Source organism: Pseudooceanicola lipolyticus (assembly GCF_002786325.1).
Lineage (GTDB): Bacteria > Pseudomonadota > Alphaproteobacteria > Rhodobacterales > Rhodobacteraceae > Pseudooceanicola_C > Pseudooceanicola_C lipolyticus.
In genome coordinates, this window is sequence record NZ_PGTB01000011.1 from 25,372 (window position 1) to 40,711 (window position 15,340).

The window sequence follows — 15,340 nt, forward strand, 5'->3', positions numbered from 1 at the left end:
TTCTTTTGCCGTTATCTCAAAGCATATCCGCTCCTGTTTCTTACCTCGTTTGGATCGAAGACCACCGTCTCCGCGGCTCCTGCCTCTTACTTCGATCCGTGTTTCTCCAAATACTCAGCGATGACATCACTCAAACCTCTGAGAATGTCCTCGTCCAATGTTAGCCCCGTGGCGGCGACCGAGAGCTTCCCGCCCTGCCCTGTAATACTCAATTTCCGCGAACCGATCTTTCGCTGTACAGTGAGTTTCTTGGGGCTCTGCGATTTCTTTTTTGCAGGCTTGGACTGCTTCTCAGTCAGGTCACCAAGAACCTTTTCGAGGTCACGGTGGCTGAGATCGTAGACATCTTTGCACGCGTGCAAAATCTCAGTTCTAGCGGCATAGACAGCGCGACCACGTGATACCGCGCTGTTATGAACACCCACACGCTTGGCGAACTCGGTTGCAGTTATCTTCTCGTCCGGTTTGGCATCTTGTAGCCGCTCAAACATCTCGCCTATCGAAACCAGTCGCTCGAAAGCGCTGAGGTTTTCACGTTCCTCATTCTCCCGGAAGCGCATGAATAGCATCTCGAACTGCTCTTCACGGGAACCCCGAAGGGATTGTGGAACCAGAATGGCGCGGACAGGCAATCCCAAAGCTTCAAGGATCGCATGGCGTCGCCGACCCACGATCAACTGGAACGTCACGCCTTCTATGTTCTCGGGCTCACGTTCATCCGGTCGCCAATCAGGATCCGCTGGCCGAATATGAATGGGCGTATCTTGACCATTCTTCTCGATACTCTCTTTGAGCTTCTCGAATGCCTCTTGGTCGCGCCAATCTTCACGCCGGTCCGATCCAATCACGTCCACGATCTGAGACGGATCAATCTGCAACTCATGTCGACCCGCGAGAATGCGCTCCACGATCTGTGCGCGCTCAACGTGAAGCATCTGGCTGGCGTCTGAAAGCGCTCCGGCCTTCCAAGCACTGCCAGAGCCGCCCAGTCTTGGCTTAACCCCACCAACCAGTTTCGCTTCGTCTTCGTGAACCTGTTCGCTTGCAACAGATTCAGGAGCCGCAGACACATCTTCATCTGGGCGCGTGGGCTTTTTCTTGAGGACCGAGCTGCTCAGTGTTCGCTTCATTCGGCTTCCTCCTCGAAATTGTAGAAGTTCTGCATCCAATCCTCGGCATAGCCACGCTCAAGACCGGGCCAGAGGCGTGAGACGATGGCGTCATTCACTGCGTCAGCATTCTCGATGAACCTGTTGATGCCTTTTCGCTTGCCTGGCGTATCTGGGTCGTACTCGTAGACGGATTGATAAACGTCCGATGCGTTCGAAATAGCATCAGAGCGAAGATAGAATACCGGCAGCACCTCATCTGGGCAGTTTTCGAGCAGGTTGCCGACCTGTGTGAGATCTTGCTCATTTGTTCTCTGCACGATCGTGGGCAACAGCATATGTGCCGCACCGCCCATATCGATCCGATCCGTCGCGAAAATGTGGCGCAGCATGGTGAGGAGACCAGTCACAAAGGTGGACAAGGTCGCAATGTCGAACCCTTTCATCGTCTGCGGGATAATCAACGAAGTAGACGCCATCACATTATTCAGCTGGAACAGTGTCAGCGCAGGCTGATAGTCGATAATGATGCAGTCCAAGGTCTCGTTGAGGGCACTTTCAAGCTTCGCTTGGTCGACCCTACCGTTGCTCACAAGTTCATTCGGACGGGTGACCGGTGGATGCCCCTCATTCCAACGATCTATGGAGTCTCTTAGGAACCTGTAGAACCGCTTTTCCGGGGTGCCCGCTCGCAACAACCTAGCGATCTGAATTTCACCTTCTGAAGTTTCGCCATGCGCAGGTACTAGCCGCACGCCCGGCCAAGAGGTTTTCTTGAAAAACCCGTCAAGCGTCTCCGCATCATAGTCAGTGTAGGGGATGGATTCGTCGGTCTGAAACAGCCCCGCGAAGTCAACCATCGTCGGAGTTTCGTCATCTGGCAAAGTTGGCATTTCTTCGCCGCCAACAAAATAGAGCGTGATCGTGCTCTGGGGGTCAGCGTCCATGACGCCGACTCGCATGCCGTAGTGCAGACTCAGGAACTGAGCGAAGTGCGCAGCACTAAGCGACTTCGCAGTTCCACCTTTCTGACTTGCAAATGAAATGACGGGCAAAGGATCGTCGAGTTTGCGCCAAGCAAGAAAATGCTCAGGCCGCTTTGCTGAGGCAGCCATCAAAGCCCGGATGTGCATCAGCTCCGTCAGGGTGAAAACACGTTCGCGCCCTACATGTTTGCCGGCAGGAAAATCCTCATTGTCCTTAGCGAACTTCGTCAGATGCTGATGGCTAATGTTCAGGAAGCGAGCACATTGGCGCATCGACCAAGAGCGCTTGATGCGCTCACGCATAGTCAACTCCTTGTTGACCGAGACCATGGTCCGGCCAAGGCCCCGCTCGAGCTCTTGAAGGAACTGTTCTATACTGCCGCCCATTACACCGCTCTCATTTCGACTCTCTCAAGGAATCGCTCCGAGTTGTAAATAGCACGGTTTTTGAGGAAATGTACAGATATTGTACGCCTACAGGATTTCCGGCGCACAATATGGGCTACTCCGATTGAAAATACGGACAGCAACCTGAGCCGCCGAGTTGTTTTTGCACGCGTGCAAAAACCTCGAAACGAGGAAAAGTCAGACCGCCGGAGCGGTCTGGCTGATAGCTTACTCAGCGTCTTTGGGGCACTAGGGGATGACCGCCTGCTGGGACGGATCGTCCTGGTTCAGGTGGGAAAGAACGCAACGGGAAGATCTCGAAAGACGGGGACAGGACGCTGAGAACGCTGCTGGAGCTCGGTGCGAGCTCTGTCATCAGGCGGGTGACTTCAGGGCGGGAAACGCCGCTCTATGGCTGGGTGAAACGCCTGATCAATACTGGCCAGCCACCGCAGCTGGTGACCGTAGCTCTGGCCAACAAGATTGCGAGGACCGTCTGGTCAGTCATGACCGGGAAGGCCGAGAATAAATCTGAGAAGGCGGTGCTCACCGTTTAAGCAAGGCGAGAAACACAGAGACCGGGAGAGCGTGTACTTCGAATGATGAAAACCGGTGCCAGCCGGAGATCAGGAAAACCCGTACGCGAGACCGCATTGTCATATGCGTAAGATTGATAGGGACCATGATCTGCGGACTTCATCAGGGCCAGCGGATTCCGCCGCGACGAATAGGCCGGACACATGAGCGCACTGAACTGGAAGTCGGATTTCGAAAAATGCTTGACCGATGGGTGTCCACACATGTTCCCGCGAGTAATGCCCCAAAGGGGCAGGGGAAATTTCTGGTGCGGTGCGCATTGCTGCCCGGACGAGTGGCGCTCAGTCCCGACCCGCCGGTCCATCGCTACCTTTTCCAACCGGGATCAGATCGAACCCGCGGAACATTTGCCCTGTCAGGCATCCCAGGGGAGGTTAGCGGTCACCCGTCCTCGATCTCCTGACCTTGTGCTTTCATGGCCTTTAGCAGGTACCGGGGCAGTGCATCTCTTCCAAATGCCCGCAGATCGTCGTTGAAATCGCCCCTGGCTGGCACGAGATCGCCACAGTCAATTCCGAGCAATTCTATTTGGTTACGCAATCTCATTGATGCATTGCGTCCTGCGTCGTCATTGTCCCGCGCGATCCAGATGCGCCTGATCCTCGGCGTCGGAACGAAAAGGCCGAGATGGTTGGCAGTAAGACAGGAGGCGAGATCGAATTCGGGGAGGGCTGTGCCGACCGAGAGAGTGTTCTCGAGCTCTTCGCCGACGATGAGATCGGAGCGGCCCGTGTCGGACCAGAAGCGGGCGGCATAGCCGTGCAGGTTGTCCGAGGATCCGCTTCGGGCTCTCGATTTCGGCCAAACGGCCGATGGACGGATCTAGATAGAACCGCGCACATCCGGTAATCTGACCCCGGTTGTCGGTGATCTTGGCCAGCAGGGCAGGGGCCCTTTGCGGCGGATCGGTATCGTGCTCACCCTGCCACAGGAAGACCCGCGGGTGATAGAGCAGGGCCGGGCCAAGACGTGTGATGCCACGCCTCTGCAGATAGGTGGCAGCCAGGGTCCCGAGCACCGGCTGGCCAGCGGCGAAAAATTTTCGCGCCCGCGAGATGCGTTTGCCGGAGCTCCATCCGGGTGCTCAGCTTTTCGCGGCTCTCGTGGCACGGTAGGGCAGGGGGCTTCACCGAGAAGTGCCTGGGCTTCCCTCAGCGTCTCGTTCGGCGTAACCGAGCCATGTCGTTCCTGCAGCAGGTCGATCAAGTCGCCGTATTACCCCGTCGCATAGTCGACCTAGGAGCCAGCTTTGCGCCCACCTTCAGCTTGCAGGCGGATGGCGAGACTTTGCCCCTTAGCGCAAGAGGTGTCGCCAACCTGCCAAAAATTGCCCTGCTTGCGCCCCTCGGGAAAATACTGGCGGCAGAAACTCTCGGCACGGGTCGCACGTTCGACCACGAGGTTTGCGATGCTGCACCGCGCGCTCACGAACCGGCATCCGCTGCGCTGACACCAACCGGGTGCTCGGCGAATGCTGCATGGGTTAGCATGTGCGAGTCGGGTGCTTGAGAGTAAGAGCAACCGTTTTCGAGGCCAGCTGCTTCCAGAAGCCGCTCCAAAAAATGTGACGCTTGAAAACTCTGCACAATTTGGATGACTGGACTGGGCAGATATGGCATGTTCACCATTCAGTCGTTTCGCGACGGCGCTTGGCCGAACTTTAGGAGTTGGGTTGCTCCGGATGCAGGAACGTTGCATGGCTTTAAGTCCTCCAAGCAGCTTTGGATGATTAATACCAAACAAAGAGGACGGGAACTGGAATTGCCAATTTCGCCACGCACTCCGAAACTCGTGATCTTTGACTGTGACGGTGTGCTTGTCGACTCCGAGCCCACCTTCAATCGCGTCTTGCACGAATATTTGCTTTCAAGTGGCGCACGTTTGTCACTCGTCGAATGCCACAGTCTGTTCGTCGGCAAGAGCAGACATGATGTCGAACATTACGTGAGCGAAAGAGGATTCCGCCTTCCAGCGAAATGGCCGCAGGACTTCTACGACAGCGTTCTCGACGCCCTCAGGACAGAGGTTGCGCCAATTCCGGGCGCCCGTGAGGCGGTGGCGATGATTTCGTCGGCTGGCATTCCGCTCTGCGTAGCCTCCAATGGGCTTCTGGCAAAGATGCATGTCACTCTGGAGCGGTCGGGTCTGCTTCCTTGGTTCGAAGGAAAGATGTATTCGGCTTATGATGTCGGCGCAAGTAAACCCGCGCCCGATGTGTTTTTGCATGCGGCTGAAATGAATCGCGCTGCGCCAGAACACTGCGTGGTAATCGAAGACAGCGCAAGCGGATTCGAAGCGGCTTCCAATGCTGCGATGACCTGTTTTGCTTACGACCCGAAGACGACGTTGGAACCAGAGAACCTCTTCGACGCACGACGGTTAACCGATATGGCTGACCTACCGAAACTGTTGGGACTTTGAGAGCGGCTGATACTTGGTCGGCAACCAGCTTCGCATGGACCGGACGGCGTGAACCGGGCTGCCCAATCTCCATCGGAACAAACAGTACGTGTGGCATGCGAGGGAACAGGCCCATCTGGTATCTTACTTTTTCGGTTCTGCTTCACCAATTGTTGTTATTGACCGACTGAGTGCGCAGCAGGCATCCAACGCTCTCGCGGTTGCCATCAGCATTTGAGGAAGGACCATCCACTCCAAAGCCCAGGCTGTACCCGACCGTTCCTGTTCATGTATCAAAGCATGATGCATAGCCGAGACCTGCACCGCATTGAATCGTGCTAACGTCACCAAGAGCTCGGCGGAGATCGGATTGTTTTTGTGTGGCATGGCGGACGAAGTACCACCGCCTGAAATCGCGATCGCACTGATGCCTTGCTGCGCCATTAGGGCGATGTCCTGGCCAATCTTGCCGAGAGTGCCAGAAATCATTGAAAGCAGAGAGGCATATTCCACAATCCCGTCACGCATCGTGTGCCAGGCCTTATTAGTCGGCGCAAGATCGAGCTGGTTGGCGACATCGGCAACAACTTCATCCGCCTTGTTTCGGAGAGCTTTGCGGTCGCCGGAGGCCCCGCCAATCTGTACCCGCTCGATACGGGGACGGATTTGATCCAGCCGCACCCGATGCTCGGCCAAAGGCAGGCGCCAGGGTAGAACCCGATCACGTACGGTGATCAGCGTGGCGGCCTGCATTCTTGTGCGCCCCATTAACGGTTCATCCCCGAACCGCTCTTCTAGCTCCTTGAGGAGTTTCTCCAATTTAATCAATCTGTTGGTGATGAGAAATGAAGCCTCTCGCAGAACCAGGACTGTCGTGGTGTCGACCACATCTTGAGAAGTAGCGCCCATGTGGACGGCTTCTCCAGGTGCGATAGCCTTCAGCTGTTTGACCAGACTCGGCACCGGCAGACCATCCTGCGCAGTACCCTTGGTAAGATCGGTTAGATCGGGATTGGCAACTTCGATGGCTTGTGCAGCTGTCTCGGCCAGGGTTGCGTCAATCAGTCCTGCCCGACCACAGGCCCGCGACCATGCCGCCTCGAAGGCGAGCATGTGCTGAAGCTGCCGTTCCGGGGCGAGGATCGCTGCCATTGCGTCATCGCCGAACAGACCGGATAGCCACAGACTCTCAAACACTGAAGCGCTCATATCGAGCTCCTTATGGTGCGCCGAAAGGGGCGGGATGACCAACCTATTCGATACCTCATTTCCCGATCTGGTCAGATGTCGAGGAAGACCGTCTCGCCCTCGCCCTGCAGGCGTATGTCGAAGCGGTATTTGCCGTCACCGGTTTTCTTGGCGATCAAGGTATTCACCCGTGGACGCTGTTCGATTCGGTTCAGCAACGGGTCATTGGCGTTGTCCTCGTCTTCGAAATAGATCCGGGTATTGAGACCTATATTGATCCCACGTGCCACGACCCAAAGGGAAATATGAGGCGCGCTCTCAACACCACCGCGCCCCTTGTAGGAGCCAGGTTTGACTGTGCGCAGGGTAAACTCGCCGCTTTCGGCGTCGGCTGCAAAGCGGCAATGGCCTGTAAAGGCGGGATCGGCGCCTTTATCCCCCGGGAACACGCCCCCGGCATCGCATTGCCAGCTCTCAATCAACGCATCGCGCATTGCCCAGCCGGTGCCGTCAAATACGGAGCCAACGATCTCAACGATCTCACCCTTGGCTTTGCTTTCATCCAGAAAGGGCGTGGTGCCAATCTCTTCGTCATAGTAACCTGCGTTTCCCGCATAGGTAGGCATCAGGCCGATATGGACATAAGGGCCCGCCGTTTGCGAAGCGCTTTCGATCAGTGTTTCAAGTTTCTGAACCATTTCACATGCCCTCCATCTTGTTTTCAAACATGGTCTGACGGCGGCCGCGCAGAACAATGTCAAATTTATAGGCGAGAAAATCGAGTGGGCGCGATTTCGAGAAATCGAGTGGCGCGACCAACCGGTCGAGCTGGCTGCGATCCTTGATCGTCGCGGCGATCGGGCAGTGATTGATGAGCGGATCGCCTTCGAAATACATCTGCGAGATCAACCTTTGGCCGAAACTGTGGCCAAATATCGAAAAGTGGATGTGCATCGGACGCCAGTCATTGGCGCGGTTCGGCCAGGGGTAAGCCCCAGGACGTACGGTCAAGAATTCGTAATAGCCGTTTTCATCCGTGATGGTCCGACCGCAGCCGCCGAAATTCGGATCGAGCGGTGCGAAATAGGTGTCTTTCTTGTGCCGGTAGCGCCCACCCGCATTAGCCTGCCAGATCTCTATCAGCGCGTTCGGTATCGGGCGGCTCATCTCGTCCAGCAAGCGGCCATGCACCAGGATTCGTTCGCCCACGGCGGGAGCAGCACCCTTTGTCCAGTTCAAGATCAGGTTGTTGTCGAGCGCGCCGAGCTTCGTGTGGCCGAATCTCGGGCCAGTCTCTTCCGATGGGGTGCTCTCCATCGAGAGCAACGGCAAGAAGGGCGAGCGCGCGACGCTCGTTTTGTAGCCAGGGTCATAAGGCTCGGGGTGGATCGCGCGGTTGCGCGGAATCAGTGGTCCCTGATCAGTCATTAGATACTTTCCTCCATTTCCGCATAAGTCTGCTTGGCCAGCTTCAGCGCGTGGTTGGCTTTCGGCACGCCAGCATAGATCGCGACGTGTTGCAGCGCCTCGGCGACATCTGCTTTAGAGGCACCGGTATTAGCGGTAGCCCGGATATGCATTGGAATTTCCTCGAAATTTCCTGTCGCGGCCAGCAGTGCGAGGGTCAACATCGAGCGTTCGCGTCGGGTGATCCGCTCCGACGCCCAAACAGTTCCCCATGCGCTTTCGGTGATCAACGACTGAAACGGCAAGTCGAATTCGGTCTTGCCTGCCTCTGCCCGGTCCACATGAGCGTCTCCCAGCACCTCGCGGCGCACTTGCATGCCTTTGTCGAACGTCTCTGTCATGGGATGATCCTTTCCACGAAATTCATCAGGGTGTGGGCAAATACCTTTGGCTGCTCTACCGCGGGCAGATGGCCGGAGCGGTCGAACATGACAAAATCGGAGCGGGGCAGGGCGGCGGCGAGCTTTTCGACCACGTCCGGCGGCGTCGCCTGATCGTGATAGCCGCCGATCACCAGCGCGGGCTGGGTGATTTCGCCAAGGCGGCCGGTGATGTCGGTGCCAGCGATCGCCGCACAAGTGGCGATATAGCCTTCCGTATCTGTCCGGGTGAGCAGCGCCCTCCACAGATCGGTTTCAAGAGACGCAAGCATTTCGGGGCCGAACCACCGCTGTAAGATGCCGTCTGCCATTGCAGCCATGCCATTAGCACGTACACCCTCTATCCGACTCAGCCAGCTATCCGCATTTCCCAGCATTGGGGCGGTATTCGAAAGCACCAAGCCGATCACCCTATCTGGCGCCATGAGCGCGATGTGCTGCGCGATCAGCCCGCCGATGGAACAACCGACGATCACAGCCCGAGCGAGACCGATATGGTCCATCGCTGCCAGCACGTCCTCGGCCAGCTCTGGAATGCCATATCCCTGCGGCGCGGTACTGCTCAGCCCGTGACCGCGCTTGTCCATGCGCAAGTTAGACCAGCCCGCCGGCAGAAGCGCGACGACATCGTCCCACATCCGCAGATCTGTGCCGAGCGAATTGATGAAGACAAGCGCGACACCTTCGCCGCCAGTGGCGCGCAGATGCGTGGTGCCCCAATCGCGTTTCAATGCCTGCATAGTATCCTCCTGCCGATATTTTGGCATAACTTTTTCCTTTACAAAAATATGATCTTGTCCAAAAACTATAACCAAATGAATATACCCAATGGCCTGAAACTGCGCCATCTCGAAGCTTTCCTAACCGTTGCTCAAGCCGGAACAATCTCTGCTGCGGCGCGGCAACGGAACGTGTCGCAGCCAGCACTGTCAAAAACGATCTCGGAACTGGAGGGGCTACTTGGCGCGCATCTCTTCGAGCGTACGGGGCGGCGGGCCGTCTTAACCCCAGCAGGTGAGAATTTTCTTGCTCATGCCCGCGCCGCGCTGCAAAGCCTCGAGGCAGGGGTGCGCGACCTGTCGGGGCAGGCGACGGCGGGGCTGGTGAAGGTCGGGTTGCTGCCGACCGTGGCCGGTGGGTTCTTCCCCTCGGCCGCTCTTGCATTCTCGCAGGCGCGCCCGGATGCGCGGATCGGTATTATCACTGGCCCGAACCACTACCTGCTCGAACGACTACGCGGCGGCAAGATTGACCTTATGGTCGGGCGCATGCCACGGGCAGCCGACATGGCAGGCCTGTCTTTCGAGTATCTCTATGATGAGCCGATCTTGCTGGTGGCGCGCGCCGGACATCCAGCGCTGGATCTGCCGGTGACCGACGCGCTGCTACGCTATCCCCTCATCCTGCCCAACCCCGGTGCGATCATCCGTCAGAGCGTGGATCAGTACCTTGCCGCGATGGGGTTATCGGATCTCACACCGGTGTTCGAGACGGTGGCCCTGCCAGCGGCGCAGACGCTTCTCGAAGGTTCTGAAATGCTCTGGTTCATCTCGCGCGGCGTCGTGGCGCGGGAAATTGCGCGTGGCAGCCTTGCTGCGCTCGATTTAAGATCGGAATACATGGCCGGGGCGGTTGGCCTGACGCGCAAGTTCACGTTCGACGAAGACAGCCATGCCGATCTACTGGCGCGGCTGCTGCACCGGCGGGTTGAAGAGGATTTCACCTGTCGTTGATCCAGTCAGACGGCTTCTAGCGCAATAGCAATACCCTGTCCTACACCGATACACATAGTAGAGAGCGATTTCTCACCAGGCTTGAGGTCGAGCATCGCGGTGCCAGTAATTCGCGCACCCGACATGCCCAGCGGATGACCCAACGCGATTGCCCCGCCATTTGGGTTCACACGCACGTCATCATCAGCAATCCCAAGATTACGCAACGTGGCGAGGCCCTGCGAGGCGAAAGCTTCGTTAACCTCAATCACTGCGAACTCCTCTTGGCGCAGGCCAAGACGCGCCAGAAGCTTTCTCGAGGCCGGAGCCGGGCCGAAGCCCATGATGCGCGGCGCCACGCCGGCGGTCGCCCCGCCGAGCACTCTGGCGATCGGCTTAAGCCCATGCTTCTCGGCAGCTTCTTTCGTCGAAAGGACCAAAGCGGCAGACCCGTCATTCACGCCAGAGGCGTTGCCCGCTGTCACAGTACCATCGGCTTTCACGAAGGGCCGAAGCTTTTTCAGGCCTTCGTATGTAGTCGTGGAACGCGGATGCTCGTCGATGTCGATGACCAGAGGATCACCTTTGCGCTGCGGGATCGTAACCGGCACGATCTCCTGGGCCAAACGGCCATTGACTTGGGCTTTGGCCGCTTTCTGCTGCGAGCGCAAGGCGAAGGCATCCTGATCGGGGCGCGAGATGCCAAAATCTTCGGCCACATTCTCTGCCGTCTCGGGCATGCTGTCGACGCCATAATGTTCCTTCATCAGCTTGTTAACGAAACGCCAGCCGATAGTGGTGTCGTGGACCTCATTGGCCCGCGAGAAGGCGGAGGTGGCCTTGGGCATCACGAATGGCGCGCGCGACATGCTCTCCACCCCTCCGGCGACAATCAACTCGGCCTCGCCGGATTTGATCGCCCGAGCTGCAGTGATGACCGCATCCATACCCGAGCCGCAAAGTCGGTTCATCGTCGTACCCGGCACCGTCTCGGGATAGCCTGCGAGAAGCAGCGCCATGCGGGCGACATTGCGGTTGTCTTCGCCAGCCTGATTGGCGCAGCCGAAGATCACCTCGTCGATCGCGGCAAGGTCGAGACCCGGATTGCGCGCGGCAATGGCCCGAAGCGGAATCGCAGCAAGGTCGTCAGCGCGGACGGAGGAAAGCGCACCTCCAAAGCGGCCGATTGGTGTGCGGATGTAGTCGCATATGTATACGTCAGTCATGAGATTCCCTCGGGAACATTGAGTTCGGCAACTTCGCCATCAATGTGCAACGTCGCGCCAGTCACCGCCTGCAAGGCGTCCAGGGTGATGCCCGGCAGTTTTTCACGAAGCACGAATTTGCCGTCCTCGACGTCAATTACGGCCAGAGAGGTGTAGATGCGGGTAACGCACGCGACACCTGTCAGCGGGAAAGTACAGGCCTCGACCAGTTTCGGGCCGCCATCCTTGGTTACGTGGTCAGTCACAACCGCGACACGTTTTGCCCCATGCACAAGGTCCATTGCACCCCCAACGGCAGGCACGCCTTTGGTGCCTACGCGCCAGTTCGCCAGATCGCCGTTCTGGGCGACCTGATACGCGCCAAGAACGGCCAGATCGAGGTGCCCGCCGCGCACCATCGAAAAGCTGTCGGCATGATGGAAAAAGGATGCACCGGGCTTCAATGTAATCGCCTTTTTGCCTGCGTTGATTAGGTCCCAGTCTTCCTCGCCCTCTGAGGGGGCTTTTCCGAATCCCAGCACGCCGTTCTCGGTATGATAGGTTACATCGCGGCCATCAGGTTGGAACTTGGCGATCATTTCGGGAAATCCGATACCGAGGTTCACATAGGAACCATCTTCGATATCCTGAGCGGCACGCCAAGCGATCTGCGCGTTCGTCAGCTTGTCTTCCATTAAGTTGAAACCGGACATCAGTAGACCACCCCCCTACGCACGAGTACTTCTTCTTGTTGAGGCGTGGGAACCTCGACAATCTTGTCGACGAAGATTCCGGGGGTGACTACCGCCTCAGGATCGATTGAGCCGGGTGCGCGGAGGTTGGAGACCTGCGCAATCGTGCGATCGGCTGCCATCGCCATCAACGGATTGAAGTTCCGGCCAGCCAAACGATAAGTAAGGTTACCGGTCTCGTCACCATCATGACCTTTGATCAGGGCGAAGTCGGCCTTCAACCACAACTCTTGCACGTACATCTTGCCGTCGAACGTCTCTGTCGGCTTGCCTTCGGCAAGCTCGGTACCAAAAGACGTAGGCGTATAAAAAGCCGGAATGCCTGCTCCGCGCGCGCGAATGCGTTCGGCCAACGTACCCTGCGGGATCAACTCGAGCTCAATTTCGCCCGCCAGGTATTTTTCGTTGAATGCCTCGGCGTTGGAGCTGCGCGGGAAAGAGCAGATCATCTTCCTGACCATCCCCGCTTTGATCATCGCGGCGATTCCGATCGCGCCGTTTCCCGCGTTATTGTTGATAACTGTAAGATTCTTGGGGCTGCCGGTGGCGCGAAAGCGATCGATCAAAGCGTGGATCAGTTCGATCGGGGCTCCGGAGCCTCCAAAGCCACCGATCATAAGCTGTACGCCATCGGGGATATCCGAAACCGCGTCAGCGAGGCTGGGCGATGTTTTGTTCATCAGGATCCTCCTTAGATACCCTTCGAAATATCCCTAGATTACCGCCGTAGCGAGCAAAATGTTCATATATTGATATTTGTTCAAATTGTGAATATCAGCGTTCGCATGTTGAACAAGCCCACCGACTACATCGCCTCGCTTGCCAAGGGGCTGAAAGTGATCGAAGCCTTCGGACCCACATCCCCGCGTCTGTCGATATCCGAAGCTGCTGCCGCCAGCGGCTTGGATCGCGCGGCCACGCGACGCGTACTGTTGACGCTCCACCGCGAAGGTTACGCCGACTATGACGGTAAGTTTTTTACTCTTACCCCGCGCATCCTACGCCTTGGAGTGGCCGCACTTGCCTCCCTGCCACTCTCGCAGATTGTCCAACCTTGGCTTGACCAACTCTCAGAGCAAATTGGTCAAAGCTGTTCGGTAGCACTGCTCGATGAGACCGAGATCGTGTACATCGCTCGCGCGGCGCAGAAACGTGTGATGTCCATCGGGCTCATGCCTGGGTCACGCCTCCCCGCTCATTGCACCTCGATGGGAAGGGTTCTGTTGGCTGCGTTGCCTAGGGAAGAGGCTGACCTGCTTGTCAGACGCTCGGACCTTACCCCGCGGACCAAGTTCTCCATACTCGACCCAGTTCAGACCCTGTGCCGGATCGATGCTGCAAGAGAGGACGGATATGCGTTTGTGGACCAGGAAGTGGAAACGGGTTTACGGTCAATCGCTGTTCCGCTGAATGATCGCAAGGGTTTGACCGTCGCCGCTCTCAATATCGGTTTGTCGTCTGCCGGCCGGACACCGATGCAGACGATTGAAACATACTTGCCGCACTTGCTTGGCGTCCAATCGGCCCTCGGGCGGGTTCTCTGATTGACATTATTTAGAAGTCTAAGTTATCAGGGCCTCAAGCCGGGAGGATACCTTAGATGGAAAATCTGAAACTAGACGCGAAGCTCTCTCTTCAAGAACCAGCCCATCTCTACTACGGCGGCGCATGGGTGCCGCCACTAGAGGGAAAGTACGAAGACACTTTCAACCCAGGAACCGGTGAACGGATCGGGTCGGTTGCGACGGCAAGTCGCGCCGATGTGGATGCGGCGGTTGCGGCAGCGAAAGAAGGGTTCGAGGTATGGCGGGATGTTGTGCCGCTGGAACGTGCACGTATCCTGAAGGAAATCGCAAATCTCTTGCGAAAGCATGGCGATGAACTGGCGATGATGGACGCTGCAAACTGTGGCAACCCCTATACCGAAATGCGCGGCGACGCCGCGATCGCGGCAGCGCAGATGGAGTTTTTCGCTGGTCTCGTGACCGAGATGAAAGGCGATACGATCCCTATGGGACCAGAGCGCATCAACATGACCTTACGTCAGCCGATGGGCGTTGTTGCACGGATTCTTGCCTTTAATCACCCGTTCATGTTCTGCGGCGGCAAGATGGCAGCGCCTCTGGCCGCAGGCAATGCCGTCATCATCAAGCCGCCGGTTCAGGCTCCGCTGTCTTCGCTGCGGCTGGCGGAGCTTATCGATGGCCTGCTGCCGAAGGGTACTTTCAATGTTCTGCCGGGCGGCGTCGAGGCAGGAGCTGGGCTGGCCGAACATCCCGACGTCGCCAAAGTCACACTGATCGGCTCGGTACCTGCGGGCCGGGCGGTGATGCGCAGCGCGAGCGATACCGTCAAACCAGTGCTGTTGGAACTCGGCGGTAAGAACGCGCTGATCGCCTATCCGGACAGCGATCCTAAGAAGATCGCCGATGCGATCGTCGGCGGCATGAATTTCGGCTGGTGCGGGCAATCCTGCGGATCGACGAGCCGCGCCTTCTTGCATGCAGACATCCACGATGCGGTCATCTCACATCTCAAGGCGGCTGTCGAACGGTACAAGCCAGGCATTCCGACGGAGCCGGAGACCACGATGGGGGCGATCGTCAGCCGGACACAGTTCGACCGGATCATGGACTTCATCGAATCCGCCAAGAGCGAAGGCGCGCGCGCCGTAACCGGCGGCCATGCGGTGACCGAAGGTGCACTGGGACAGGGAAGCTTCATCGCGCCGACAATCTTTGCCGATGTCGAACCACAGATGCGAATTGCCCGTGAAGAGATATTCGGTCCCGTACTCGCCGTACGCAAATGGTCGGACGAAAACGCCATGCTGAAAGAGGTCAACTCCCTCGAACTGGGTTTGACTTGTGCAATCTGGACGCGCGACCTTGTGACCGCCCATCGCACAGCTTCGCGGGTCGAGGCTGGGTTCGTCTGGGTAAACGAAGTCGGTCGGCATTTCCTCGGAGCGCCGTTCGGCGGTGTCAAGCAATCCGGCATTGGGCGCGAAGAAGGGATCGGGGAACTCATTTCGTTCACGCACGAGAAGAACGTCCACATCAACCTGAATGGTCAGTAAGACCGCGTTTGGCCGGACGCCGCCGGAAATTGACAGTGCGCCAGTGGAGACGGTCACTGATAGAAACCCGTGGCGCCT

General features: G+C 57.5%; 15 protein-coding genes and 2 pseudogenes. 5 read left to right on the top strand and 12 right to left on the bottom strand.

Features of this window, described 5'->3' with window-relative positions; all coding sequences use genetic code 11:
• Window positions 1–86 precede the first annotated feature (86 nt).
• Together CVM52_RS05830 and CVM52_RS05835 are read right to left on the bottom strand one after the other, a co-directional pair.
• Entirely contained in the window at window positions 87–1,130 is a 1,044-nt protein-coding gene (locus CVM52_RS05830; RefSeq protein ID WP_100161598.1) for a ParB N-terminal domain-containing protein, read from the bottom strand.
• Window positions 1,127–2,482, bottom strand: coding sequence for a ParA family protein (locus CVM52_RS05835; RefSeq protein ID WP_197922730.1), 1,356 nt, complete (start codon window positions 2,480–2,482; stop codon window positions 1,127–1,129). The genes CVM52_RS05830 and CVM52_RS05835 overlap by 4 nt, the downstream gene beginning before the upstream one ends.
• Before the next feature lie 299 nt (window positions 2,483–2,781).
• On the opposite strand from CVM52_RS05835, the pseudogene CVM52_RS26545 reads away from it, so the two are divergent.
• A pseudogene (locus tag CVM52_RS26545) lies at window positions 2,782–3,039 on the top strand (IS110 family transposase); the annotation flags it as partial.
• A gap of 421 nt (window positions 3,040–3,460) precedes the next feature.
• Here CVM52_RS26545 and CVM52_RS27645 read toward each other — a convergent pair.
• Both CVM52_RS27645 and CVM52_RS28180 read right to left on the bottom strand, forming a co-directional pair.
• Entirely contained in the window at window positions 3,461–3,901 is a 441-nt protein-coding gene (locus CVM52_RS27645; protein ID WP_210180112.1) for a toprim domain-containing protein, read from the bottom strand.
• A pseudogene (locus CVM52_RS28180) lies at window positions 3,900–4,097 on the bottom strand (DUF7146 domain-containing protein); the annotation flags it as partial. The gene CVM52_RS27645 and the pseudogene CVM52_RS28180, both read right to left, overlap by 2 nt.
• 599 nt (window positions 4,098–4,696) lie before the next feature.
• Between CVM52_RS28180 and CVM52_RS05845 the strand changes: the two are divergent.
• The gene (locus CVM52_RS05845) at window positions 4,697–5,500 is read left to right on the top strand and encodes an HAD family hydrolase (RefSeq protein ID WP_171900129.1); all 804 of its coding nucleotides are present in this window, start codon (window positions 4,697–4,699) and stop codon (window positions 5,498–5,500) included.
• Between the two features lie 123 nt (window positions 5,501–5,623).
• Here CVM52_RS05845 and CVM52_RS05850 read toward each other — a convergent pair whose 3' ends face one another.
• From CVM52_RS05850 to pcaD, 5 genes are all read right to left on the bottom strand, one after another.
• Complete coding sequence (locus CVM52_RS05850; RefSeq protein ID WP_065818619.1) at window positions 5,624–6,688, bottom strand: 3-carboxy-cis,cis-muconate cycloisomerase; 1,065 nt, start codon at window positions 6,686–6,688, stop codon at window positions 5,624–5,626.
• Between the two features lie 71 nt (window positions 6,689–6,759).
• Window positions 6,760–7,365: a protocatechuate 3,4-dioxygenase subunit alpha gene (pcaG, locus tag CVM52_RS05855; protein WP_065818609.1), complete on the bottom strand. Its 606-nt coding sequence runs from the start codon at window positions 7,363–7,365 to the stop codon at window positions 6,760–6,762.
• A 1-nt stretch (window position 7,366) separates the two neighbouring features.
• Window positions 7,367–8,095: a protocatechuate 3,4-dioxygenase subunit beta gene (gene pcaH, locus CVM52_RS05860; protein WP_065818608.1), complete on the bottom strand. Its 729-nt coding sequence runs from the start codon at window positions 8,093–8,095 to the stop codon at window positions 7,367–7,369.
• Window positions 8,095–8,475, bottom strand: coding sequence for a 4-carboxymuconolactone decarboxylase (pcaC, locus tag CVM52_RS05865; RefSeq protein WP_065818607.1), 381 nt, complete (start codon window positions 8,473–8,475; stop codon window positions 8,095–8,097). Before pcaC ends, pcaH begins: the two co-directional genes overlap by 1 nt.
• Complete coding sequence (pcaD, locus tag CVM52_RS05870; protein ID WP_210180111.1) at window positions 8,472–9,362, bottom strand: 3-oxoadipate enol-lactonase; 891 nt, start codon at window positions 9,360–9,362, stop codon at window positions 8,472–8,474. The genes pcaC and pcaD overlap by 4 nt, the downstream gene beginning before the upstream one ends.
• Between pcaD and CVM52_RS05875 the strand changes: the two genes are divergently transcribed.
• Window positions 9,330–10,247 (top strand): LysR substrate-binding domain-containing protein, encoded by a 918-nt coding sequence (locus CVM52_RS05875; protein WP_164933052.1) that lies wholly within the window; start codon window positions 9,330–9,332, stop codon window positions 10,245–10,247. The genes pcaD and CVM52_RS05875 overlap by 33 nt on opposite strands.
• 5 nt (window positions 10,248–10,252) lie before the next feature.
• On the opposite strand, the gene pcaF is transcribed toward CVM52_RS05875, so the two are convergent.
• Genes pcaF through CVM52_RS05890 form a run of 3 tightly spaced genes read right to left on the bottom strand, consistent with a single transcriptional unit; the run spans window position 10,253 to window position 12,863 of the window.
• Entirely contained in the window at window positions 10,253–11,452 is a 1,200-nt protein-coding gene (gene pcaF / locus CVM52_RS05880; RefSeq protein WP_065818605.1) for a 3-oxoadipyl-CoA thiolase, read from the bottom strand.
• Window positions 11,449–12,126, bottom strand: a complete 678-nt coding sequence (locus tag CVM52_RS05885; protein WP_088941595.1) for a CoA transferase subunit B — start codon at window positions 12,124–12,126, stop codon at window positions 11,449–11,451. The genes pcaF and CVM52_RS05885 overlap by 4 nt, the downstream gene beginning before the upstream one ends.
• Before the next feature lie 17 nt (window positions 12,127–12,143).
• Window positions 12,144–12,863: a 3-oxoacid CoA-transferase subunit A gene (locus tag CVM52_RS05890; RefSeq protein WP_065818603.1), complete on the bottom strand. Its 720-nt coding sequence runs from the start codon at window positions 12,861–12,863 to the stop codon at window positions 12,144–12,146.
• 105 nt (window positions 12,864–12,968) lie between these two features.
• On the opposite strand from CVM52_RS05890, the gene CVM52_RS05895 reads away from it, so the two are divergent.
• Both CVM52_RS05895 and CVM52_RS05900 read left to right on the top strand, forming a co-directional pair.
• On the top strand, window positions 12,969–13,727 hold the full coding sequence (locus CVM52_RS05895; protein ID WP_065818617.1) for an IclR family transcriptional regulator domain-containing protein: 759 nt from the start codon (window positions 12,969–12,971) through the stop codon (window positions 13,725–13,727).
• Between the two features lie 56 nt (window positions 13,728–13,783).
• Window positions 13,784–15,262, top strand: a complete 1,479-nt coding sequence (locus CVM52_RS05900) for an aldehyde dehydrogenase family protein (RefSeq protein WP_065818602.1) — start codon at window positions 13,784–13,786, stop codon at window positions 15,260–15,262.
• Window positions 15,263–15,340 lie beyond the last annotated feature (78 nt).